A 23,913-nucleotide genomic window follows, 5' to 3' on the forward strand; every position below is an offset into this window, starting at 1 on the left:
CCTCTTTCGGGTCTTCGTTTCTTGGTTCGACAGTTCAGGTTCCCGATGCATGGCATGCCGCATTTCGATGACGGCTTCGCGCTCTTCTGGCGACAGTAGATCGTTGGTCAGCATTGTCGTGTTATACTCCTCGCTTCATCCTTCAAGGTCGGCGGGTTATCCAAACCTGATAATCAAAGTTTGACAGCTGCCCAGGGTGGCAGCATGCTCGTTCGAGATCCGCGCGTCAGACACTGCAGCCTGCTATCCATCACCGATGGATGCTTTCGCAGCTTCGTTGGAAACTCAAGAAGCCGACCGGAAAGCGAACGGGTTGCCCGCAGGCGGAAGAGACCTTGGACTAAGCCATACTCGATTGAGCCTTTCGCGAGGCTCTGCGTCGGAGCGCCTCGTCGAGTGAAGGAGCTGCATCGAGCAATTGCCGGGTGTATTCCTGAGTGGGGTTCTTCAAAACCTGGTTGGGCAAACCCGTTTCGATTATGCGGCCCTTTCGCATCACGGTGACCCTGTCGGCGATTGCGGCTGCCAAATGAAGATCATGCGTGATGAATATATATGCAAGACCGCGCGATGCCCTTAGCTCCAGCATGAGTTTGAGGATCTCGGCGCTGACGGAAACGTCCAGCATGCTTACGGGCTCATCAGCGATCACGAGTTCTGGCTCCATGACCAAGGCGCCAGCAATCACTGCCCTTTGCCTTTGTCCGCCAGAAAGTTCATCAGGATATCTGCGCGCGAAAATCTCGGCGGGCCGTAAACCGGCGGACGCGATTGTACTCAGGACTTTTTCAGAAATACTCCTTTTGCCGCCCCCTAGATCATTGACGATCAGAGGTTCGGCCACATGGTCGAAAATGGTCTGCGACGGATTCAAGGATGAGAACGGATCCTGGAATATCATCTGTACCCGCTTTCGATAGGCGCGCACGGCCGCTTGAGATCGGAGGGTCGTCACATCCTCCCCATTCATGAAGATCTGGCCTTCGGTGGGCGTTTGAAGGCGCGTAGCCACCCGCGCTAAGGTCGACTTTCCAGAACCGGACTCGCCTACGATGGCGTGGATTTCGCCCCGGTGGACGGTGAGATTGATGCCATCCATTGCGCAAATGTCTGGTGGCGGACGTGATCGGATCCAATCCGACAGGCCCCGATGTCGACGAAAGCGCACAGAGACGCTGCGGAATTCAATGAGCGGCACCATTAGTACAAGTCCTCCACCAAGTGGCAGGCCACGCTCGTCCCCTTTGCAAGTCGCAGCTGCGGCTGATCGGTGCGACAGGCATTGTTTGCAAACGAGCACCGGGGAGCGAAGGCGCACCCAACGCGCGGTTCATCGGGCCGTGGCGGGGTGCCCGGTATGGGCTCAATCGACCGAAAATCTTGGTCGGACCGCGGCGCTGCCGCCGTTAGCGCTTTGGTATAGGGATGGCTTGGGCGACCGAGCACTTCCTCGACTGGCCCCATCTCGACAATCCGTCCGGCATACATGATTGCAACCTTGTCACAGGTGTTGGCGATAGCTGCCAGATCGTGACTGATCATGATTGTCGTCAAACCTCGATCTTGCTGTAGACGATTGAGCAATTCGAGAATCTCGCCTTGCACCACGACATCAAGGGCAGTTGTAGGTTCGTCCGCTATTATGATTTCAGGATCACAAGAAAGCGCCATTGCGATCATTGCGCGTTGGCGCATTCCACCCGAGAACTGGTGCGGATAGGAATCTGCTCGTGTCCCGTCGATCCCAACGCTTTCCAACAGGTCACGGCATCGCTCTCGCGCACGAGCTTGACCGATTGACTTATCGCGGCGGATTGCCTCGACGATTTGTTCGCCGATGGTGATAACCGGATTGAAGGCGTTCATGGCTCCTTGAAAAACATAGGCGACGCGCAACCAGCGCACGTTGTCGAACTCTTGCTCGTCCAGGTCCAGAATTTCAGCGCCTCCTAAGCGTACCGAGCCCCCTGTAAGTTCAAGTCCCGGGCTTAGAAGCCGCATTAGACCGAGAGCCGCTGTGGTTTTTCCGCATCCGGATTCGCCAGCTAGGCCAAGCGATTCACCCCGAGAAAGGTTCAAGCTGAAGTCGTCGACGACAGGTGCTGCACCCTGCAAGCTGCGCAATTTTATGGTCAGACCGCTTACCTGCAACAGCGGTGTGCCAACGCTGATCGCCTGGGACATCAGAGAACCCTCTTTCTTCTGGAACCCAGCCACTCCGTTGCCAGATGGCTGAGCGAATAGAGGGATACAATTACAAGAACGATCGCGAGGCCTGGCGTGACCACATACCACCATGCCCCAGCGCCGGCGGCACCTGCTTGCTGGGCGCTGAACAACATCGTGCCCCATGACGGCTGAAATGGATCCCCAAGGCCGATGAAAGAAAGCGCCGTTTCAATCCAGATCGCCGCTACAATCGTGAGGATAGTGTTGGCAACTATGAGGGAGACGAGGTTTGGCAAAATGTGGCGCAAAATAATGCGCGAATGCGAAGCCCCGATAACCCTTGCGCGATCGACAAACGGGCGACTGCGCAGGGACAACGTCTGGCTCCGGACGATACGTGCAGTCCCGGCCCAACTTGTGATTCCAATAACAAAGATCGTCACCAACAATGTGGGGCGCAGTCCCAGAATTGCGCCCTGAGTTCCTCCGAACTCAATTGCCATGGGTGCGAGGACCATTGCGAGAATAAAGGCCGGCATGACCAAAAAAACGTCGGCGGTTCGCATCAACAAATTGTCCATGTATCCACGCGCATAGCCAGAAACTACGCCAACTGCCGTGCCCAGGATCATGCTTAAGAAGCTTGCAAGCAGCCCTACGAGCATCGTTATGCGCGCAGAATGCACGATGAGGTTCAACACATCGCGGCCTACCTCGTCTGTTCCAAACCAATGCTCCGCAGAGGGCGGCGCCATTGGGTATCCAGTTGCCGTCACAATCGTATCCATTGGGCCGACGAGCAAGTCTGGTACCAATGCCGTCAGGGTGATCAGCGTCAAGAACAGACCAGCGAGCGTCTGACCAACACTTATTGAACGCTTTTTATTAAATAGGGTCACTTGGATACCCTCGGATCCAGCCGTGCATAAAGAATATCTGCCACAAGGTTGGCCATCACCATTGAGACCGCAAATATCAGAAACAACGCTTGTAGAACCGGATAGTCACGCGCCTGCATGGCTTCAACGGTGAGCAGTCCAAGGCCAGGCCATGAGAACACGGTTTCCACGGTGATGGCACCTGCCAATATGAAACCGACGTTCAGAGAAACAAGCGTTACGACAGGCAGTCGTGCATTCGGGACGACATGTCTTCGAAGGATCGCCCTGCTTCCGATTCCTTTCGCACGTGCCGTGGTGACGAAGTCTTCCATCGCGACTTCGAGGACCACAGCACGCATGAGCAATACATATTGACCCGCCTGCGCGATCGCGAGCGTAGCCACAGGCAAGACACTGCGGCGCAAGATTTCCAACCATTGCGTTCCTGATCCTGCCGTGACGTTTGCAATGCCGGTAACCGGGAACCATCCCAGCCACGAGGAAAAGACGACAAGCAACACCATCCCTAACCAGAAAGTCGGCATGCCATATGCAGCGAGCGCCAATGAACTTCCAAGCCGATCAAGCAGTGAGCCCGGCCGCCACCCGGCGCGCGCACCGATCCACAAGCCGGCCATGATCGCGAGAACTTGAGCAACGCCGACAAGTAAGAGCGTGGGTAGAATGCGAGGACCGACCACCGACAGGACAGATTCCCCCCGAAACTTGAAACTATATCCGAAATCGCCTCTAAAGACGGAGGAAAGATATTTTAGAAACTGATCTGGAAATAGAGGATCGTCCAGGCCCCACCGAGCTCGCACTTGTGCCAACAATTCAGGAGTTACACCTTTGGCACCGCCAATCAGCATGCGCGCGGGATCACCGGGCATGGCTCGAAAAATAAAGAATCCGAGCGCCGATATCACCAAGATAGTGACACCGGCGCCGGCCAATTTCCGGACGAACAACATCACTCAAGATCCTTATTCGGTGACCTTGAGATCATTGATGGTCGGATTGGGATAGATGCTATTCATCAGCGGCGGCAGCTTGTCATCATGCCAGCCCGATACTCGATCGGTTCGATAAGCATGCAAATTCTTCGGGTAAAAGAGTACGTGATACGGGCCTTGGGTATACAGTTTTCGCGCCATTTTGCCGGCAATTTCGGCACTCCCTTCGATCGAGGCAGCACGTTTGTACTCTTCGTACATCCGATCGTATTCAGGATCAGACCAAAAACTCCAGTTTACGCCCCCAATCTGACCGGTTTCAAAAACACTTAATGGAAAGCTGGGCTTGCCGTCCTCCCAGAACCAGATCAGCATGTCATAGTCGCCGCCTCCCTGGCGCGGATCTGCCACGTTGGCAAGCAATGAGGCTTCACTAACGACGGAGGTGACGACTTCAACGCCGACTTGGCGGAACCACACTGTCAGGAACTGAGCAATGGCGGGGTACGTTGGCTCAACATCAGGAAGATACAGGCGCAGACGTATTGGCTTGCCCTGCTTATCTTCCAATAGACCATCGCCGTCGCTATCGGAGTAGCCGGCTTTTGCGAGCTTCTCTTTGGCCAGCGCCAGGTCAAAAGGCCTGACAACGTCCGAAAGATCCGGGTAAAGCGCACCATAGGCTGGTACCAAAACGCTTGTTGCGGGCGTGCCATAGCCGCGCAGCACCCGATCAACGATCGCCTTCTTGTCGATGGCGTAGCCCAACGCATCGCGAAAGGCCGGGTCAGCCAAAGCCGTTGTCGAACCGGCACCCTTGTCCTTCCAGGTGTTAAATCCGAGATAAACTGACCTGTAACCTTCAAACGGCTGAGCGACGATGTTCGGAGTATGGGCGAGCGTGTCAACCTGATTGATCGGCACATCGGTCATATAGTCGATTTCTCCACCGCTGAGCGCTTGGAGCGCCGCATCGGGATTGGCAAAGTGCAGGAAGCGCAGTTCCTGCAAATGAGGCCCTGGGCCGCGATAGTACGGATTGCGCTCAAGTGTGATTGACTGACCCTGTGCCCATTCCTTCAAAACGAAAGGTCCGCTGCCGATGATCGGCGTCGGGTTCTTGAATTCCGAAACCTTGTCGTAACCCACATCTCCCCATACCTTCTGAGGGACGACATAGATCTGGTTGAATATACTCTGTGTTGGGAATTCCGTCGTGATCTTTACCGTGTCTTCGCTGGTGGCCACGACATCTTTCACAACACCCTTCACTACAGATGTTGTATTGAGGGCGACGTGAGCTTGATCGGCGCCCATCACAAACTTCCAGGAGGAGACCACGTCGTCCACCGTCAACGGTGAGCCGTCGGCCCACTTTAGTCCGGGCTTCAGTTTAACGGTCCAGCTCAAGCCATCATCTGATTGCGTCCAGCTCTCGGCTAGAGCAGAGTTTGTCAACTTGCCATCTACCTTACGGCCAGCCTCCATTTCGTATACGAGAGACAGGACTTCGAACGACACCACAAACTGCATGGTATGCTGATTAAAAACATCTGGCTCCTGTCGAATGCCAACGCGGAGGACGCCTGACGCTGTCTGCGCAGCTTGAGCCCAGGCAAAGGAGGGCAACGTGAGTGCCGTTCCGCCTGCAAGAGCAGCCCTCATGAGAGCGCGACGCGAGAGATCACGACCAAAACGGCTAGATAGATGTTGTTGCTGTGACATGTTGCTGTTCCCTTTGTTGCTTGTTTTTTCAAATCCCGGCCTTTGGTGACCGGGAATGCAAAATACTTTCGCCTTGCTTGGCGCACTTAGTGACCTGTGCGACTTGCAAGGACGCGTGCCTCTCAATGATCGAGTTTATAAAGACTCCTATTATTCTTATAGAGGATCATTCGGGCCGCCTCGGTTGCCTCGTCGAAGGTAAGGCTGCCGCCAATCACGTAGTCAGTGAGAGCCTGCGACAGATACCGCTTTCCCCACCTCCCAGAGATCCAGAACAGTTCTGGAACGTGATAGTTGTCACTGGCGAAGAGGATCTTCGAAATCGGAACTGCCTCGAGGACCTGCTTATAGCGTTCGTACAAACTTTGATGCACGAAGGGCGTCATGATCGAGAGCTCGAAATAGCAGTTAGGGTAAAGGTGGCTCAGCCACGTGGCCTTTCCCACTGAAGGGTATCCGGCGTGAAGCGGGATGATCTTAGGCATCCGCAACATATTGTCTTTGTCGAAACGCACGACCTCTTCGAGGTAGAACGGGTCTTGATTGCGCAGGATGACGTACGGCGCTTCACCATCGCCGGTGTGTATCTGCATCGGCAAGTCGCGCTTCAGACACTCCTCTAACGTAAGCGTGAACGTGTACCTGCAAAGATCTTTCGTGATGTTTGCAGCAGCCTCGCGATCCATCCTTGGTCGCTCGGAATGGGACTTCCTCAAAGCATTCCAGGAACTCGCCGCGAGGGTTCGATCGTAAAGTGGCCTTATCAAACCGATGTCCGGCAAAAGGTATGACTTCATGCCGACGGATTTTTTTCCGAAATTTCCTTCGCCATCCATGATGTCCAGCAATCGGGCGGTATAGCGCGCCTCGAAGTCTTCGAAGGATATGTCCAAGCCGAACAACTCGTCCTGTATCGCCTCGATACGAGCAATGCGGTATGATCGGCATGGCTCAATCGCTTTTTCAAACGCATCTATTTCAGCTTTGCCGGCGCCTTCCATATAGCCGGTGTCATGGATTATATTCTCGAGGTTCACGTCCCGGAAAAGGCTGTTGACGTAGCCCCAATAGTCCTTTTGGCCGAGCGCGTTTCTCGCCTCTATGACCTCTTCAAGCCTGGGCTCACAACCGAAGAATTGCGCCAATTCCTTGGTAAGGAACTTGATGAAAATGCTTTGGGACAAGTTGTATGTCATATCGTCCACCTTGGACTGTATGTCATATTTCTTGTTGAGCGCGTTTTTGACAGCCTCATCGCCGTTCAGCCATTTTTCATAGACGCCGTTTGGGAAGTAAAACGGGAACGGATACCCGGCCAAAGAGATCCGCTCAAGGAACCTTTTCGGGGTGGTCATGGCATCGCGGTCTGTCACCAGATGGCAATGGGTGTCGTCCACTGGCATCGCGTCGACGGCTTCGAATATCTTCTCGAACTCAGGCTGTTGATGTTTCAGGAACAGGGGAAGGTGCTGCAGCTTGCGAGAGGTGTAGGACGATGCGGCATTCGCCTGACCAGAGTGCAATTGTTTGCCATTGCGTGGTTCGTTCATTCAGGCTCTCTTTTAAGCGGCGATTGGAGTTGCGGGATAGTTCTTTCCTGGCCTCATCCCCTCTAGGCGCTCTGGACAACCACAGGCTCCATCCAAATCTTCGGCGGCTTCAGGCTACGCGACACGAGACAGCCGTCGACGGCGAAATCGGTTCAAGCTAAGCGGAAATCCTGCAAAAATCAGGTCATGCTGCAGGATTGCGGCTCAGCAAGCCGGACTGCGCAGATTTGGCCCGTTTGAGTAGCTCACCATTTTGTTCTCGTAGTTGCCATCGCGGAACAGGCTGGTTGACGTAACCCCGACGTAGTCTCGGCCTCGCGTTTTGCTTGAGCAGTAACGGCAGCCATGAATAATCCTCTAATTTCTGAGGAGAATGGCCATTTCAATGTGGGATAAGAAGCGCAAAAGCGTAATGAATTAATCGAGGAACTTTATGAATGGCGCAACGATCTCGAGCTTAGGTTCTATGACAGCTGACTTGCCCGGCCGTCTATGATCGAATCTGGGCGCCTTCCTGACGGAAGTAGTGGCGGATGCTTCGCCTTCGGAAACGCCGCCGTTACCACCGCGGTCACGATCATGGTTTCGGATATCGCTGCCTCCCTATCGGCCGCCGAGCAGCCTGACAGCTACGGGGGAAGTCCATACCGGTGCGCAAGAGCAAGAACCGTGTCGCTCGTAGGTCTCCGGCACTGTCGGGCTTCTCCTCCGGCGCACACTCACGCCGCCGACAGCATCATCGATCGTTCGCATGATCGGCTATTGGGACAGACGGTCTACGACTGGCGGCACGGGCTGGCTCGTTCAGCGCAAACGCGCGCCTTTCGCAGCACCATTTGCCGAGCTTTCTGACGAATTCAGGATCTTGCCGTGCATTTGCAAGCGGCTTTCATGGGGAAGAGAAACCAGCAAGCGTCATGCACTAAATGACTTTTCGAAGAGTTCGCGACAGAAGCACCAGACGGTGCGGAAAATGATGGAGAGCGGTGGACGAGCGCGCGCGAGGGGCTTAGACGACGTTTGCGACCCCAAATCACCGAGAACACTATGAAGCAGCAGCGACCCTTTGTCGTCGAGATCAAACAGAAGCGTGGCCTGGTGAAGCGGCCAGAGTCGATCTGGGCCGGCATTGACTTGGCCGCCATCGCGAACGATGTGGGTAAAGCGGACGCCAAAAGTGCGGTCGCTGCGGCGACGCTGCAGCCGATTCGTGCGAGCGAAGATGTCTCTGTGCCCGTGTTCACCACCACTAATGTAGCGCCCGACGACCAGCATGGGATCGCGCCCAAGACATCGCTTCTTGAGCACTCAGTGACTAAGGACATGCCGGTTACAGATGCATCGCATGCACCGGCTGGAGAGCGGCGGCCGCGCCGCAGGAAGCGGTGGCAGAAAGACTTTCCTTTGCCGCGCGGCGAACGATGGAAGCGGCGCCTGCCAAGGGTGCTGCGCCGGAAAGATGCCCCACGGTGAAACCCAGCCTATGGCGAGCACATCACTGCTGACTCAGCCTCCAGAAACTCTCCGCGAACTTGCTCTAGCGGCGGCCGAAGTGACCTGAGCCACGGAGCTTCGCCAGCAGGATGCTGGCCGTTCCGCAGTAGTCGACCCTCGCTTGTTCACTCAGCGGAGAGGCATTCCACGCAGCCAATTCCGCCACCAAAAGAGCGGTGTCTCCGTTTATCGAAGCGCATCTAAGGTGTCCGTTCTTCTCCATCACGATTATCGCCGTGCCGGTTACGCCATATCCGATCGCAGCCATCCGCTGAACGCAGATGTCGCCGTCGACACGAACATCGAACAGAACCGACCCTGCGGTTTTTTCCGCGGCGTCTGCCACACGATCCCCGAATGGCAGATTGAGGCCCTCGATGTTGCCGAGTGTCTGCTCAAACAAGGCCAATTCAACATGCTCCGCCACCATGGCTGAGAGAGTGCGCGCCTGCTGGCGCTATCGGCAAGACGCCGGCGCTGATTATCCACACACCAGCCCTTCTGGTCCTTTCATAAGGGAGCATAGTGCGTGGCAATCGGATGTCGCCGGTGGGGTGGGAAACACCCGAATGCTGTCCGTTCCGTTATAGCCGGCTCGGCCACTTTGACCTGCTCCAGCCCACTCCATTCGCTGCGCTCCCGTGTCGGGGACAAAGCGTCCAAGTCGCCGTCTCTTTTGGGCAACGTCCTTCGGGACATCAATCAACCAACCAAAGGAGATGACTATGGACTTGAAGAAACAAGCCTAGGAGCACGAGCCAGTCGCCGCCCTACCAATCCGGCCACCGCGCCACCGACATCGAGCTCGACGCTCAGCACTTCAAGACCGCGCGCCAAAGGTTGAAGCTGCTACAGTGATGCGGCGCTATTATTATCCGCCTCGAAACGGGCTTCCGAACTCGCTTTCCCATTGCCTGAGTTTCGCACAGGCCTTCTGAACCGTCCGTTCGTCTTTGACGTATCGCAGGGGGCTCCGATATCGTCTTCTCGTACATTCAAGAACGCAATCGCGTCCGCGGGGGAAAGTCGCGATTCTGCCAGCTTGCGGATCTTGTCCTGATAGGCTGCTTTCCCGGCCGCGGCCTCGGCTTCCCTACGGCGCTGCCTAACGAAGACCGAGAGAGCCTCGCGCGCGCGGGTCAATCCGGACTCGCTGTCTTCCGCCAGCTCCGCGGGCGACATATCGCTCATGTCCGCGCGTTTGGTGTGCAGGAACGCGCTTCGATGCTCGCCGTTCAATTCCGTTTCCGCATCGACGCATAAACGATCACGCCGCGAGTGACGAAGGCGACTTGCTTCCAGCAGCTGCCGTTGGCGCCGTACTTCGGCCTGTTCTTCCATCTTGGCTTTGCGGCGGGAAATCGCATTGCCGATAGGCAGCCCTGCGCTCCCATAAAAAAGAGGACCGCTTCCTTCCAGCATCTGCGCAATGGTTGCGATCTCACCGATGATCTTGGGCGCCTCGACCTTCGAGCGCAGTGCCTTGTCATAGCTCAAACCGGATTCCTGGTGGATCGATTGCAGCCACCGCTCGACCGTTGTGCCGGCGCGTTCGTCTTCGGGAAGTTCGCCAAGTATCCACCCTACCCGCTGTACGGTCTCCTGAATCAAAGCGGTTCTTTGGTTTTCAGCCAGGGTCCTCGCGTTCCATGGTTTTGCGAAGGCCGGGGCAAGAATGACACCGAAGCCTTGCGGGATAAGAACCCCCTCACCCAGCAGATATTTCAAATAATTGTCGACCGCTTTCCACGCCGGGGCAAATCGGGCGTCGATCACGGTGACGTCGTCTGCCACCTCTCCGCACACGCGCAGAAAGGCTTTTTGGATCAGCTGGCGTTTTTCCAGATGGTTGACGATCGGCACGGCTTTGCACTGGGCGTTGCCGAGGCAGCGATCATGAAACACCTCGGCGAGGATGATGGCTTGCCATACCGCCGGCGGTTCGGAAAAACAGGCGAAGCCCGGGACGTCGCGGCCGACAAACTTTGTAACACCGATCGCTTGAAGCTCGACCTCGCGGGGGACGACGAAGTCTCGGTCGACCAATTTCGCTAAGGCCTGTCTGTATTCTGCCACTGTTTGCTCTACCCGGCTTCGCTGCTTTGCCGCCGCGGCAGCCCCGCGCCTGCCCCGTTCTTGCTGCCATTTGAGCTCATCTGCGTCTTGCTTGGCCCGCGCAGCTTCGATGCCAGGGTGATAAAGCCACTGACGCGTTGCGGTTTTCAGCACCGCCTCGTTGAGGGCATCCCTTGGCGAGTCACGCGCAAGTTTGGACAGATCGATTTCGACGGCGGGATTTTGTGTACCCTGAGGCGCTGGATTTTGGCGCTGTCCGCGAAATGGGTGACAGCAACCTCAACGAACAGATCGTAGCCTAGCGCGCGCACGTATAGGTCGGGAATGATCTTCTTGGGGTCTGTGTACTCCATGCGAAGGAATTCTGTTTGCACTTCGCGCGCAGGCTTCATCACCACGCGCTTGTTCTCAAGACCGGGCCGCCCCAGGTAGCACCATCATCGGACTGTTGCAAAACGCTTCCTTCGCCTGCAAATGCAGAACCGTCTCCGGACCGCCGCCACATGCCTCACCGTCATTGTGGGCGAAATGCGCCACCCGGTGATCCTCCTTCAGCCGGGCCACCAGTTGCCCATTGCAGGCCGGGCAGACGCAGCGGCAAGCCAGCCCACGCGCGACCTCACCTATATGGCGAATGTCCCGTCGGGGCGCTTTCCGTAGACGAGTTGCGATCGGTCGCTGCCATAGGATTTCTGCGCTTCGGTGTGATCATCCTCTTTGGCCATTTGTTTAGATCTGCCTCGATTTACCGGCAATCTTACCAGAGTCCCTCCCACCGGCGAACTTCGGCCAAAGGATCGGCCAAATGTTCCCGCCGATTGCAGTTTTGTGCATGGTTATCAGTGCAATAGGAAAGCCGAACATCGGCCATTATGATCATCATCGGCATCATCGATGGTGTCCAAGTTTGGCAGCGGTGATGGTGCCGAGGCCCGCGCAAGTCGGCAGCATGCCGATGATCGGCCAGAAGATCGGCCAAATTTTCTGGCAAATTCAAAATATATATTTATAATTATGTATTTAGCGGAAACCAAGATCGGCCAACTATGGAAGAAAGCGTACAGCGTATCGAACCGGCACGGCTAACCGATGTATCCGAGATTATCTCGGATGCGCTGGCGGAGCTGTCGGCGACGTCGGCCATTTTGGGTCAAAGCCTGCATCCGCGCACCGCAGCCAATCTGGCCGATCTCGTGCGCATCATGAACACCTACTACAGCAACCTGATCGAGGGTCATGATACGCGGCCGCGCGACATCGAGCGGGCGCTGGCTGGAAATTTCGACCAAGACGAGAACCGCCGCAACCTGCAGCTCGAGGCGGCCGCACATGTTCGCCTGCAAGCGGAGATCGATCGTATGGGCGCCGAGGGGCGGTTACCGGAGCCGGCATCGGTAGATTTTCTGCGATGGCTGCATGCGGAATTCTACCGCGATGCAGAAGCGCGCATGCTGACCATCAAGGGCGCCGGCCGTGAATTTGTCATGGCGCCAGGTGAGTGGCGATCGAAGCCCGAACATGACGTCGCCGTCGGTCGGCATGAACCGCCTTCGAGCGACCGCGTCGACGACTTCATGCGGTATTTTGCCATGCGCTATCGCTTCGACAAGCTGGGCAAAGCCGGACGTATTCTGGCCATTCCTGCCGCGCATCACCGTTTCAACTACATTCACCCCTTCCCTGACGGCAACGGCCGGGCCAGCCGCTTGATGAGCCACGCCATGGCGCATGAGGCCGGGATCGCTGCGCACGGGCTGTGGTCGATCTCGCGCGGTCTGGCACGCGGCTTGAAAAGCCGCACGGACTACAAGCGCATGATGGATCATGCGGATATGCCGCGCCAAGGTGACCTCGACGGGCGGGGCAACCTGTCCGAGCGTGCACTCGGCGACTTTACCTCATGGTTCCTGCAGGTGTGCATCGATCAGGTGAGCTTCATGACCGGCCTGTTCGATCTCGACACGCTTGCCAAGCGGCTGCATCGCTATGTCGAGCGCAGCGGCCTAAAGCCTGAAGGCGCCCGCCTGCTGCAAGAAGCGCTCATGCGCGGCGAATTTGACCGCGGCGAAGCATCTCGCATAAGCGGACTGCCCGAGCGCACCGCACGCCGTGTGTTCAACGACGTGATTGCGTTAGGTCTATTGGCGTCCGAAACACCCAAAGGTCCGGTGTCGCTACGGTTCCCGGCTGATTCCTTGGATGCATTGTTTCCAAAGCTGTTTCCAGAAACTTAGGCGACGCCTTGGGTAACATCAGGCCCATCGAATTCGCCATGAAAATGGCGCTGGAAAAACAGGCCGCATGAGGCCAGAAATGAAGCGCCGGACTCTCCATTGAAATGGTGGGAACGAGGGTCTCAGGTCAAGAAGCAGAACTCGCTCCCAGAACGCAGCGATCGAGGCGACAGCTTGACGTGTTGTAGCTGGCCTGGCGTGGCGCGGATCTTATCGTCTGGGTTCCTGGCAGTCTGAAATTGCCGCAGCGCGCAATCAGTTCGGCGAGACGCAGCTCAAACAGATGAGGCCAGTCGATCCCGCCAGCCGACGGAAGCGGCGGTCCAAGGCGCAAGCAGCTCTCCATCCAAGCGAATGGCATCTAATCCTTATCCCTTTCTACAATTTAAAGGAGCCGCCATGCCAGCACTTTACTTTACCGAGACCGAGTATCAGGCCCGCTTTGCCTCTACAAAACTGGAAAATGCAGGCTCGTGGACTTGATACCCTGATCCTCTCTGATCCTGCCAACATCTTCTATTTGACCGGCTTCGACGCGTGGGCCTTTTATGCGCCTTTGTTTCTCGTTGTCGCCACCAACGAGGATCAGCCGATTTGGATCGGACGATTTATGGATGCCGTTTCGGCGCGCGACACGACTTATTTGCGCGACGAAAACATTCGCGCGTATCCCGAATGGGAGAGCACGATGTCCCCTTCGGCAAATTCCGCACGGCGAGATCTGACGACGCGCGCCACGGTGCCGCCTTCCATGACCCATCGATCTTGACCGGCTTGGCGTAGGATTTGGCGTCGTTTAAGCGGCCGCGAACATAGGGATCAAGTAACAGATAGAGGATCTGCAGCACGCCTGCCAAAAATTCCTGTCAGCTGCGATCGCCCATCCGTGCGAGGGTTATCTTCTGTTCATTGATCGTGCGGACCGCATCCATGACTGTCCGCGAAGCGGATGATGAGACGTTTGATTGCCCCTTCAGGACGTGATGCACCGTACCGACGCCGACGCTCGCCGCCGCGGCAATTTCCTTGATGGTTCCCAGTCGTTCGATCCCGATCGCCGGTTCGTATGTCATGTCCAACTCTCCTCGCCACAATGAGAAACGGGCGGCGGCTGCGCAGCCGCGGCTGCGCAGCCTCCTGCATCAGGTCTTGCGGCTCTTCTGGCGATAGACGTCGGCAATCACGGCGGCGATAATGATCAGGCCCTTGATGATCTCCTGATAGAAAGCATCGACGCGCAGGAAGGTGAAGCCCGACATCATCGTGCCGAGGATGATCGTGCCGATCACCGTGCCCGTGATGCGGCCGACGCCGCCGGTCAGCGAGGTGCCGCCGATCACCGCCGCGGCAATCGCGTCAAGTTCGTACATCACACCCATTCCGGCCTGCGCAGTTTGCGCGCGCGATGCGGTGACGATGCCGGCGACGCCCGCGAGCAGACCGGCGACGGCATAGACTTTGATCAGGTGGCGCTCGACGTCGATGCCGGAGACACGTGCGGCCTGCACATTGGCGCCGATGGCGTAGGTGAACTTGCCATAGCGCGTATAGCGCAGCGCCACGTGGAAGATCACGGCGACCACCAGAAAAACCACCACCGGCCAGATGCCCGAGCCGATGAAGGTGAACTGGTCGGTCAGCCCCGACACCGGTTGACCCTTGGTGTACCACTTGCACAAGCCCCGCGCGGACACCATCGTGCCCAGCGTCGCGATGAAGGGCGGGATCTTGGTGTAGGCGATCAGCGCTCCGTTGAACACGCCAGCGAGCAGGCCGACTGCCAGTCCGACCAGGATCGGGATGACAACCGGCAAGTCGGTGAGCGAGGGATAGAGTGCTTTGGTCCAGGCCGACGATTGCGCCAGGCTGGCCGCGATCATAGCAGTCAGGCCAACCATGGAACCCGACGACAGGTCGATGCCGCCGGTGATGATGACTTGGGTGACGCCCACCGCAATGATGCCGATGACCGAGACCTGCAGGATCATGATCTTCAGGCGTTGCGCATTCATCAGGAAGCTCTGGCCGACGAAGATCCAGCCGAGCAGTTCGAACACCAGTGCAATTCCAAGCAAGATGAGAAGGATGTTCGCTTCGACCGGCAGTCGGCGCCTGTTGGCCCCGATCCCAGTGAAAACGGCGGGTCCCGGCAATGTGCTGTTCGTTGACATGTTGTATCCTCCCTAGTTGTGTTTGGGTCCTATTTCGAAGCCAGTTCCATGATCTTGACCTGTGTCGCCTCTGCCCGATCGAGAATCCCCGTGACGTGTCCTTCGTGCATGACCAGGATGCGGTCACTCATGCCGAGCACCTCGGGCATTTCCGACGAGATCATCATCACCGCCACGCCATCGCGCGCGAGTTCCGTGACCAAGCGATGTATTTCGGCCTTGGCCCCAACGTCGATGCCGCGCGTCGGCTCGTCGAGGATGAGAATCCTCGGCTTGGTCAGGAGCCAGCGCCCAATCAGCACCTTCTGCTGGTTGCCGCCGGACAGGTTTTCGATGCGTTGCGCGAGATTTGGCGTTTTGACGCGCAGCGTTTCGCTCATCAGCGTGCAGGCGCTGGTGATGCCCTTTTCGGCCACGAAGCCGCGTGACACGTAGTCTTGCTGCAGCACGGCGATCTGCATGTTCTCGAGGATATCGAGGATGAGCAGGCAACCGGTTTCCTTGCGGTCCTCGGTCAGCAGCGCCATGCGGTGACGAATAGCGACGTTCGGCGACGAGATGGTCACCGGCTTGCCGTGGATCTCTATGGAGCCCGAACTCGCCGGCGTCACACCGAAGATCGCTTCGGCGACGTTGGAGCGGCCCGAACCCACCAGCCCGGCGACGCCCAGGATTTCGCCGGCGCGGATATCGAAGGAGACGTCGGTAAAGACCCCGGAAAGCGTCAGGTTCTTCACCGACAGCACGACCTCGCCGATCGGGACTTCCTCCTTCGGAAACATCTGTGTGATCTCGCRCCCGACCATCATGCGGATGATGTCGTCACGGGTCACATCACTCGAAAGGTGCGTGCCGATGTAGCGGCCGTCGCGGAACACCGAGAACTCGTCGGYGATCTCGAACAGCTCGTTCATCTTGTGGGTGATGTAGATAATGCCTTTGCCTTGCGCTTTCAGGTCGCGGATGATGGTGAACAGGTGGGAGACCTCGCGCTCGGTCAGGGCCGATGTCGGTTCGTCCATAATCAGCACGTCAGATTCGTAGGAGACGGCCTTGGCGATCTCGACCATCTGCCGGTTGGCGACGGTGAGATCGCGCACCTGCACCTGCGGATGGATGTTGATATTGAGCCGCCGGAACAGATCCGCCGTCATCTTGTTCATTGTGGCATGATCGACGAGGCCGAAGCGATTCAGTGGCTCGCGCCTGATCCAGATGTTCTCCGCCACCGTCATGTAGGGCATCAGGTTCAGTTCCTGATGGATCATGGCGATGCCGTTCTCGAGTGCATCCAGCGGCGACTTCAACTGGATAGGCTTGCCGCGCAGATGCAGCTCACCGCGGTCGGGATGATAGATGCCGGCGATGATCTTCATCAGCGTTGACTTGCCCGCGCCGTTCTCGCCCATCAGCGCATGAACCGTTCCGGGCCGCAGCCTGAACGACACGTCGTCCAGTGCAACGACGCCGGGAAATTCCTTGCGGGCGTTCTCGATGGTCAACAGATATTCGGAACCTGCGGCCGAAGCCCTGTCGCGGGCGGCGGCCGGTGTCGATGCACTGCTCATGGCGTGCTTCTCCTCCTTGGGGGTGATTTTCGACTGGGCGCGCGGATGCGCGCCCAGCTAGCGTTGGCCAAGAAAGATCAGTTCTTGCTCTGGAAGGTCGCCAGATTGGCCGGCGTCACCAGCTCGAACGGCACGAAGACCTTCTGGTCGACCTTCTCGCCCTTGGCGAGCTTCAGCGCCGCATCGACCGAACCAACGCCCTGGCCGGCGGCGTTTTGGAACACGGTGACGTCGAGGTCGCCGGCAGCCATTGAGGCGAGCGCATCTCCGGTTGCGTCGACCCCGCCGACCAGCATCGACTTCATGTCGATGCCGGCCGCCTTCATCGCCTGGATGGCGCCGATCGCCATCTCGTCATTGTTGGCGACGACGGCGTCGAACTGGATGCCAGCCGACAGCCAGTTGCTGACAAGGTCGGTGCCCTGGGTGCGCGACCAGTTGGCGGTCTGCTCCTCGACGATCTTCATGAACGAGCATTCCGGCGTCGCGATCACGTCGTGGACGTCCTGCGTGCGCTGGCGGGCCGCCTGGTTCGACAGTTCGCCCATCATCACCACGATTTTGGCTTCGGTCTTGCCGGCTTCCTTGAGCAGGCGGCAGATTTCCTTCGTTTCCAAAGTGCCCGACTCGACCTCGTTCGACGCGACGAACGCTTGCTTCTCCGGCAGTTTGTCGACGTTGACCGGTTGGCGGTTGACATAGACCAGAGGAATACCAGCATCGGCCGCGATCTTCGACATCGCGGTTGTCGCGTCCGTGTCCACCGGATTGACAATGATCGCGCTTACCCCCGAAGCGATGAAGTTCTGGATTTGGCTCTGCTGCTTGGCGACGTCGTTTTGTGCGTCCTCGACCTGTAGCGTCACGCCATTAAGCGTCTTGGCATAATCGATCATGCCGTTGCGCAGAACGGTGAGGAAGTTGTCGTCGAACTGCGCCATCGACACGCCGATGTTCTCGGCCAGTGCCGAGGTTGTCATCAGCGCCGAGATTGCGGCGCCCAGAATCAGTTTCTTCATGTCAGTTCCTCCATTTTAAGGCGTCCGGTGCGCCCGATCCTCCCGGAACTCCCCCGGTTCGGGGGTCGTATCGAAACGGCAAGTGCCTCAGCGCCAAGGCCTCGGTGGCAGTTTTGCCGTTACGAATTCCATGTTCACCCGCGTCCGCGCCTCCAATGTTGGAAGACGATCGTCTTGTGGCCGTTGAGCATGACGCGGGTCTCCAGATGCAGCTTGACCGCACGCGCGAGCACCCTGCTTTCGATGTCGCGGCCGACCGCCACGAAATCTTGCTCGCTCATCGAATGCGTCACGCGTTGGGTCTCCTGGTCGATGCCACAACCTCGGCGTTCAGCCATCCGACCTTGATCTGGGAGAGGATGTGCAGGAGTGCCTGGTCGAACTTCGAAACCATGACGACGATCTACGAGCGTGGCCTTCATGGCGAAGCGCTCGATAGGCGATTTCGGCGCCGCTTCGATATCGTCCTTGACCGCATAGGTCGGTGCCGCGACGGCGATCCGCAAGAAGCGGCTTGTCTGGCGCTCCAGAACTGGTTGCGCTGGGCAATGTTGGTGCCCATCGCCGCAAGTTCGGTGGTGACGCCGGCCACGATGCCGGGGTGGTCGTCGCACGAAAGGCTCAGTACGTGGATCTTGTCCRCCACGGTGTGATCGCTGTGGTGCGCAACGAGCGTTCATGAGACAGGCAGGCCATCGAGGAAGCGGCGCAGTTCGCCCGCGTCGATACCGACGACGTGGCGCTGCTCGGGGTAGATGCCGCTGCGCACGTCGGCGGCGAACTCGGAGAACGCCGCGATGCGCTCGCGCTGCAGGCGGTCTAACTCGGCTGCGAAGTTGCGATAGGCCTTGGCGTGCCTTGGCACGTGGCCGCGATTTTGGCCCAACAGGTCGTCGCCGAAAAGATATTGGCAATCGCAGCCGGTTCCAGCACCCATGGAAACCATGAACAGGGACGTGCGTTCGCTGATGGCGGCCGCGACCTCGGCCGGCACGACCTCGATTTCGGCGCCGAACGCGCCGGCCGCTTCGTATGCCTTGACCGCGTCGAATATTTTGAGAGCGCTTTCGGCCGACTTGCCGACCGCCTTGAAGCCGCCTGTCCAGGTGGCCCGCGACGGGATCAGCCCGACATGGCCGATTACAGGTATGGCTTCGTCAGCGAGCCGCTTCACGGTGGCCAGGCTGGCGCTGCAATAGACGGCGTCGGCGCTCGCCTTGTAGAGCGCGAAAGCCCAGCGCACAAAATCGTCCGCCGTGCCGACTTCGAAGAAATTGACGCCCGGCACCGCAAACAGGCTTGGCGCAACCTCGCGGAAATGGGGAAGAACCATCATCTGCGGCGGCACCGAGACCATGTCGACGCCGGCTTTCTCCGCAGCCTCCAACTCTTCCAGCGTCTCCACGCGGATCATCGTGAACTGGTACTTGCCTTTCATGGCGCGGATATCCGCTACTGTCGGTCTCTTCCTGCTCATCGGCTGCCCCTCCCATTTTGCGTAATCATGCCGCCAGCAACGCCTTCGTTTTCACGAGAGCGAAGTCAGTTCCGAAGGCCCGGCCGCCTGCCTGATGCCAGGCGAATGTCGCGGGCCACGGCGTGGCCGGGGTCGATGCCGTTCGCCGAAGGCAGATGTCAGTCCGGCGCCTGCGCCGCAGGTCTCGATCCAATCGGTCACCTTCGTCAGCGCGGATCTTGTCTGGGTCGACGTTCGGAGGCGGCGGCGGACCGCCGCCTCCGTAGCCTTGGGAGGCTGGTGGTCCGAGGCAACGTTGGTTTCGGGGTGGAACTGTTCGCGATACTGCGGCGCCATCGGCGGCAGATCGCGTTTGATGAAGCAGTCTTCGTTGCGCCACTGGCGCAGGAAGGCCGGTATTATTTCGCGGCAGCCGGTCGGGACCGACGGCGACGGCTGGTCGCGTTTGATCAGACAGTTCAGCTTCGGCAGCGTATGGCACGACCCCATCGGGACCTTGTGATGCTCACCGGCGCGCTGCGCTTCGCGCCCTATCAGAATGCAGTCTCGTTTCGTCGGCCTATAGTCTTCGGCTGCGGCGGCTGCGCTGATCATGACCTTCCTTTTCAAGGCTGGAACCAAGACTGACAAGCTTTCCTGAAAGAGAACTACCAAATTCACTCATTTCCATCAACAGCACTTGCATTTTTTCTATCATCTACTATCATTCCTTGGAAATCCTCAAAAGGAGACTGCCTTGACCAAGCGCCCAACGGTTTCGGATTTGGCCCGGGCATCGGGGGTCAGCGTGGCGACGGTCGACAGGGTTTTGAACAACCGCTTGCCGGTGCGCGAGGAGACAGCGCAGCGGGTCTATGAGGCGGCGACCGCCATCGGCTACCACGCCGCGACCCTGATCAAGCAGCGGATCCGCCAAGATCTCCCGGAATACCGGCTGGGCTTTCTTCTGCAGAAGCCCGAGCAGCATTTCTACCAGGAGTTCGCGCGCGAATTGGAGGCCGCGGCGACCAATGCGCCGCGGTTCCGCGGAATTCCGGTTGTCGATTTCTGGTCGAGCCAGGCTCCCGAGGACATCGTCGTCCATCTGGAGAAACTGGCAGCAAGAACGAATGCCATTGCATTGGTTAGCCCCGATCATCCGACGATCACGGTCGCCGTGGAGAGCTTGAAAGCCCGCGGTATTCCGGTGTTTTCGCTTCTGTCGGATTTCGCTCCAGGCGTTCGCGAAGGCTATGTCGGCCTCAACAACCGCAAGGTAGGACGCACCGCCGCGTGGATGATCGCGCAGTGCGCCAGCCGGCCTGGCAAGGTCGCGGTGTTTGTCGGCAGTCACCGCTTTCACGGCCAAGAGCTACGCGAGATCGGCGTGCGCGCCTATTTCCGGGAGCACGCACCGGAATTCACTGTGCTTGAGACGCTGGTCAATCTCGAAACGGCCGATCTAACCCACCATGCGATGCTCGACCTGCTCGAGAGGCATCCCGATCTCGTCGGATGCTATGTAGCTGGCGGCGGCATGGAAGGCGCTATCACTGCGTTGAGAACGGCCATGCCTGCCCATCCCCCAGTCTTGATCTGCAACGAGATAACGCCGGAGTCACGCGCCGCACTCGCCAACAACATCATCACCATGGTGTTCGCAACGCCACTGGCGCGGCTGAGCAGCGATCTCGTCAATCTCATGGCGCATGCCATCAAGGACGGCGCCGCCAACGCCCCGGGACAGACCTTCCTGCCCTTCGACATCCACGTGCCAGAAAATATCTAGGCGCCTCTGCAATAGAATCTATCATGGATGATAGAAACTCATCACGACGAGTTGACTGTATCCTGCCGCCAGATGATGGGATCGGCAGCCGCGCCGGGGAAATGACCGGCATCAACGGGAGGGAATATCGGATGCCAGTTGCTCGATTGCCGTCGTTCGCACTCAACCATATGGTAGCGCCCTCGCTGCGCTCGGACGCGTTCTTCGCGCTCTGCCGCAAGGTGGGTGTGGCGCAGGCGGAAATCCGCAACGATCTTGCAGGCAACGCCATCATGGACGGCACGCCCGCGGTCGAAATCGGCAGTCAAGCCCGCAATGCGGGAGTGTCCCTGATCAGCATCAACGCGCTGCAGCGCTTCAACGAATGGACGCCGGCCCGCGAGGCCGAGGCGATCGCCCTCGCCGACTATGCGCAGGCCGCAGGCGCGGCAGCGCTGGTCCTCGTTCCGGTCAACGATGGCTCGGGACGGGCGGACGGGGAACGTCAGAAGAACGCAAGGACTGCCCTTCGCGGCCTGAAGCCGATCCTGAGTGACCGCGGCGTGGTTGGCCTGGTCGAGCCGCTGGGCTTCGCCATCTGCTCCCTGCGCTCCAAACGAGAGGCGGCAGACGCCATCGCGGACATCGATGGCGTGGGCGCCTTCGGGCTGGTGCACGACACATTTCATCATTTCCTCGCTGGAGAGCCGGCGCTGTTTGCGGAGATGACCGGCCTCGTCCACATATCGGGTGTCGCCGATAAGGAAGTGGGGATCGACGACATGCGCGACCCGCATCGCGTGCTGGTGGATGAGAAAGACCGACTCGACAATATCGGCCAGATTCGTGCATTGCAAAGCGCGGGCTACGCCGGCCCCCTCTCCTTCGAGCCATTCTCGCCGGCCGTCCATGAACTCGATGACCCCGCACGCGCGCTCGCCAACAGCATCGCTTTCATTCGAGCCCGGCTGTAAGCGATGTGTTGCAACGTTTTGACTACCAGCGCTATGGCGACATTTTCGAAGGATTGGACGTTCAAGGGCCGCCAATTCGACCGGTCGTTGATCCTGCCTTGCGTGCAGCCGCAATCATCCTAAACGGCATCGAAATGGTTCACATGATGCGCAAGCAACAGGTGAGTTTCGCCTTCAATCCGGATCCATCCCCGTCCGGTTCAAAATCGTTGCCGCGTGATGGCCTTGCGTCAGACCTCTCTGCGCTTCCTTGAGCGGTTGCAACAAAACCAGGCAGATTACCGTGTGCTGGTGACGCCCTGCTGCGCGCCTGTAATGTAGCGGGGACACGACATGCTCAAAATGAGCCCGTACCTAGCTTCACCAACTGGTCGGGCGGGAGGCCTGTGAAGATTGCACCCACCCCTATGTTATTTGCTGACCGGGGGATCCAGCCTTGTGTCGAGGGCAAAAGCTTCCTGAACTTAAGCGTGTAGGAAGATGCCGCTACGCTCGCCACGAAGATGATGTTCCAGCTATATGAAGAGACCGCGCTTGGCATAGCTATGATGGGATGTTTCATCAGGAGGTCATCCCCGAATGCCTGCTGACCCGCGCTTGGTATGCCGGGGCGCAGCCAGTTCGGATTGGGCACGCTTGCAGGATCGACGACATGGATAGCCGATGGATCGCTGAGGACAGCGGCTGTTAATGTGTGGGCAACTGTGTCGAGGGCGCGAAAACCCTTATGCACGGCGACCTCAAGGATGGCCGTGGCGGGATCGACCGAGCAGTACACAGCTCATACGCCCTTGCTGTTCCAGCGGTCGCCGACCCGATAGGCACCCTCGCCGCTATTCCATGTCGCGGCATGGACGGCCTGGTCGAGCCGCCACGCAATGAGTTCCGTCCCTCCGAGCGCCATCGGCAGGGGCGTCATGCATAGACGCCGTATGCAAGCCGCTCCAGATAGTCTTCGACCAGTTCCACGCCGGCGGGAGTGCCCAGCAGATCGATCGGACGGCGCTGGTCAAGACCGATCGCCGGGCGCTCCAACCATTGTTCAGCTTCGGCCTGCGTGCCGAGCACATCCGTCGCCTTCGCCAGGATCTCTGCGAATTTCCAAGTCCGTCCGCTCTGCTCCTGGCTAAGAGGCTTGGAGGGAGCGTCTTTGCGGCGCTGCCAGGTTCGTAGGCTCATACCAACGGCCTTTTCGAGCGACGCCGTCTTGTTGATGAAGACCAGTTGTCCGACGAGGTGATTTAGCGCCGAGGCCGGCAGGCCGAGTAGAAGCAGTTCATGCGCATCAAGGGCACTGGTCAATCGACGCGACAAGACCCGATATCCGCCGAGCAGTGCCTCCACCCTCTGGAGATCACTGCCTCCGCTTCCATAGGGGCCTTGTCTGCTGTGGCTGTCATGCGCACCTTCTGTGTCACGTGTCGCCTAAGATACGACGGCTGTCGCATGATTTCCAGCGCGTGTGAATTGATCTTGAAGACCGAGCACCTGCCCCGAAAACAACCGGGGCAGACGAGGCATTGTTCTGCGGAGAGAAAGACGGCGGCCGTCGCTGTCCGATCGAACCGGGTCTTAATGGGCAAAAGCAGGGCCTGACGCCGACGGACAGACGGTGCTCGAGAGGGTTCTGTCGCTGAGAAACGTTTGACCTAGGCTCCAAAAGCGCTGCCCCGCGCCAGGTGGCACACAAGTGATCTCTGGGTCGGCTCCTGCGTGACGCCACAGTGGTTGGACGAACGGGATGTCGCGGCAGTTGCGCGCGCAGTGCATCGCCGCGCTGCGTGTCAGTGGCATGGACCGAAGTATGGCTCGCGCCCGCTGCAACAAGCAGAAGCCATCCAACCACACTCGTGGCGCCCGAGCGTTTCCTCG

At 58.4% G+C, this 23,913-nt stretch carries 22 protein-coding genes and 4 pseudogenes; 7 read left to right on the forward strand and 19 right to left on the reverse strand.

From position 1 onward, the window contains the following. Positions 1-340: 340 nt before the first annotated feature. From AC1DXN_RS23365 to AC1DXN_RS23390, 6 genes are all read right to left on the reverse strand, one after another. A complete protein-coding gene (locus AC1DXN_RS23365; RefSeq protein ID WP_477276278.1) occupies positions 341-1,099 on the reverse strand; it encodes an ABC transporter ATP-binding protein in 759 nt (252 codons plus the stop codon). 101 nt (positions 1,100-1,200) lie between these two features. Beyond that, complete coding sequence (locus tag AC1DXN_RS23370; protein WP_477276280.1) at positions 1,201-2,184, reverse strand: ABC transporter ATP-binding protein; 984 nt, start codon at positions 2,182-2,184, stop codon at positions 1,201-1,203. After that, positions 2,184-3,068 carry an ABC transporter permease gene (locus tag AC1DXN_RS23375; RefSeq protein ID WP_477276282.1) on the reverse strand — a complete coding sequence of 295 codons (885 nt, stop codon included), beginning with the start codon at positions 3,066-3,068 and terminating at the stop codon, positions 2,184-2,186. Before AC1DXN_RS23375 ends, AC1DXN_RS23370 begins: the two co-directional genes overlap by 1 nt. Further along, a complete protein-coding gene (locus AC1DXN_RS23380; protein WP_477276679.1) occupies positions 3,065-4,024 on the reverse strand; it encodes an ABC transporter permease in 960 nt (319 codons plus the stop codon). The genes AC1DXN_RS23375 and AC1DXN_RS23380 overlap by 4 nt, the downstream gene beginning before the upstream one ends. A gap of 12 nt (positions 4,025-4,036) precedes the next feature. After that, entirely contained in the window at positions 4,037-5,731 is a 1,695-nt protein-coding gene (locus AC1DXN_RS23385) for an ABC transporter substrate-binding protein (RefSeq protein WP_477276284.1), read from the reverse strand. A gap of 122 nt (positions 5,732-5,853) precedes the next feature. Beyond that, on the reverse strand, positions 5,854-7,281 hold the full coding sequence (locus AC1DXN_RS23390) for an amidohydrolase family protein (protein WP_477276286.1): 1,428 nt from the start codon (positions 7,279-7,281) through the stop codon (positions 5,854-5,856). Positions 7,282-8,328: 1,047 nt separating this feature from the next. Here AC1DXN_RS23390 and AC1DXN_RS23395 point away from each other — a divergent pair. Further along, the gene (locus AC1DXN_RS23395; protein WP_477276288.1) at positions 8,329-8,754 is read left to right on the forward strand and encodes a hypothetical protein; all 426 of its coding nucleotides are present in this window, start codon (positions 8,329-8,331) and stop codon (positions 8,752-8,754) included. 64 nt (positions 8,755-8,818) lie between these two features. Here AC1DXN_RS23395 and AC1DXN_RS23400 read toward each other — a convergent pair whose 3' ends face one another. Beyond that, complete coding sequence (locus AC1DXN_RS23400) at positions 8,819-9,205, reverse strand: hypothetical protein (protein WP_477276290.1); 387 nt, start codon at positions 9,203-9,205, stop codon at positions 8,819-8,821. Between the two features lie 419 nt (positions 9,206-9,624). Continuing rightward, entirely contained in the window at positions 9,625-11,004 is a 1,380-nt protein-coding gene (locus tag AC1DXN_RS23405; protein WP_477276292.1) for a hypothetical protein, read from the reverse strand. Between the two features lie 652 nt (positions 11,005-11,656). Between AC1DXN_RS23405 and AC1DXN_RS23410 the strand changes: the two genes are divergently transcribed. From AC1DXN_RS23410 to AC1DXN_RS23420, 3 genes and pseudogenes are all read left to right on the forward strand, one after another. Then, positions 11,657-11,863 carry a hypothetical protein gene (locus tag AC1DXN_RS23410; RefSeq protein ID WP_477276294.1) on the forward strand — a complete coding sequence of 69 codons (207 nt, stop codon included), beginning with the start codon at positions 11,657-11,659 and terminating at the stop codon, positions 11,861-11,863. Positions 11,864-11,897: 34 nt separating this feature from the next. Next, entirely contained in the window at positions 11,898-13,085 is a 1,188-nt protein-coding gene (locus tag AC1DXN_RS23415) for a Fic family protein (RefSeq protein WP_477276296.1), read from the forward strand. A gap of 463 nt (positions 13,086-13,548) precedes the next feature. Beyond that, positions 13,549-13,713: pseudogene (locus AC1DXN_RS23420) on the forward strand (aminopeptidase P family N-terminal domain-containing protein); the annotation flags it as partial. Between the two features lie 38 nt (positions 13,714-13,751). Here the strand turns inward: AC1DXN_RS23420 and AC1DXN_RS23425 are convergent. From AC1DXN_RS23425 to AC1DXN_RS23465, 9 genes and pseudogenes are all read right to left on the reverse strand, one after another. Next, positions 13,752-13,933 (reverse strand): annotated as a pseudogene (locus tag AC1DXN_RS23425) (NADP-dependent oxidoreductase); the annotation flags it as partial. An 18-nt stretch (positions 13,934-13,951) separates the two neighbouring features. Then, positions 13,952-14,158 (reverse strand): LacI family DNA-binding transcriptional regulator, encoded by a 207-nt coding sequence (locus AC1DXN_RS23430; protein WP_477276298.1) that lies wholly within the window; start codon positions 14,156-14,158, stop codon positions 13,952-13,954. Between the two features lie 69 nt (positions 14,159-14,227). Next, entirely contained in the window at positions 14,228-15,256 is a 1,029-nt protein-coding gene (locus AC1DXN_RS23435; protein ID WP_477276300.1) for an ABC transporter permease, read from the reverse strand. Positions 15,257-15,285: 29 nt separating this feature from the next. Continuing rightward, on the reverse strand, positions 15,286-16,824 hold the full coding sequence (locus AC1DXN_RS23440) for a sugar ABC transporter ATP-binding protein (protein WP_477421677.1): 1,539 nt from the start codon (positions 16,822-16,824) through the stop codon (positions 15,286-15,288). A gap of 77 nt (positions 16,825-16,901) precedes the next feature. Beyond that, complete coding sequence (locus tag AC1DXN_RS23445; RefSeq protein ID WP_477276304.1) at positions 16,902-17,843, reverse strand: sugar ABC transporter substrate-binding protein; 942 nt, start codon at positions 17,841-17,843, stop codon at positions 16,902-16,904. A gap of 134 nt (positions 17,844-17,977) precedes the next feature. Further along, positions 17,978-18,489: pseudogene (locus AC1DXN_RS23450) on the reverse strand (formyltetrahydrofolate deformylase). A 30-nt stretch (positions 18,490-18,519) separates the two neighbouring features. Further along, positions 18,520-19,320, reverse strand: a complete 801-nt coding sequence (locus AC1DXN_RS23455; protein WP_477276306.1) for a 3-methyl-2-oxobutanoate hydroxymethyltransferase — start codon at positions 19,318-19,320, stop codon at positions 18,520-18,522. A gap of 51 nt (positions 19,321-19,371) precedes the next feature. Then, positions 19,372-19,914 (reverse strand): hypothetical protein, encoded by a 543-nt coding sequence (locus AC1DXN_RS23460; protein ID WP_477276308.1) that lies wholly within the window; start codon positions 19,912-19,914, stop codon positions 19,372-19,374. After that, positions 19,880-20,017, reverse strand: a complete 138-nt coding sequence (locus AC1DXN_RS23465; RefSeq protein WP_477276310.1) for a hypothetical protein — start codon at positions 20,015-20,017, stop codon at positions 19,880-19,882. The genes AC1DXN_RS23460 and AC1DXN_RS23465 overlap by 35 nt, the downstream gene beginning before the upstream one ends. Before the next feature lie 39 nt (positions 20,018-20,056). Here AC1DXN_RS23465 and AC1DXN_RS23470 point away from each other — a divergent pair, with 39 nt between their 5' ends. From AC1DXN_RS23470 to AC1DXN_RS23480, 3 genes are all read left to right on the forward strand, one after another. Continuing rightward, on the forward strand, positions 20,057-21,088 hold the full coding sequence (locus tag AC1DXN_RS23470) for a LacI family DNA-binding transcriptional regulator (RefSeq protein WP_477276312.1): 1,032 nt from the start codon (positions 20,057-20,059) through the stop codon (positions 21,086-21,088). Positions 21,089-21,189: 101 nt separating this feature from the next. Further along, the gene (locus AC1DXN_RS23475) at positions 21,190-22,041 is read left to right on the forward strand and encodes a TIM barrel protein (RefSeq protein WP_245951608.1); all 852 of its coding nucleotides are present in this window, start codon (positions 21,190-21,192) and stop codon (positions 22,039-22,041) included. An 8-nt stretch (positions 22,042-22,049) separates the two neighbouring features. After that, complete coding sequence (locus AC1DXN_RS23480; RefSeq protein ID WP_477276709.1) at positions 22,050-22,295, forward strand: hypothetical protein; 246 nt, start codon at positions 22,050-22,052, stop codon at positions 22,293-22,295. Between the two features lie 156 nt (positions 22,296-22,451). Here AC1DXN_RS23480 and AC1DXN_RS23485 read toward each other — a convergent pair. Further along, positions 22,452-22,960, reverse strand: a pseudogene (locus AC1DXN_RS23485) (RES family NAD+ phosphorylase). Further along, complete coding sequence (gene parS / locus AC1DXN_RS23490) at positions 22,957-23,385, reverse strand: type II RES/Xre toxin-antitoxin system antitoxin (protein WP_477276315.1); 429 nt, start codon at positions 23,383-23,385, stop codon at positions 22,957-22,959. Before parS ends, AC1DXN_RS23485 begins: the two are co-directional and overlap by 4 nt. Positions 23,386-23,913: the final 528 nt, after the last annotated feature.

This window comes from Mesorhizobium sp. P2_H9 (assembly GCF_056403215.1).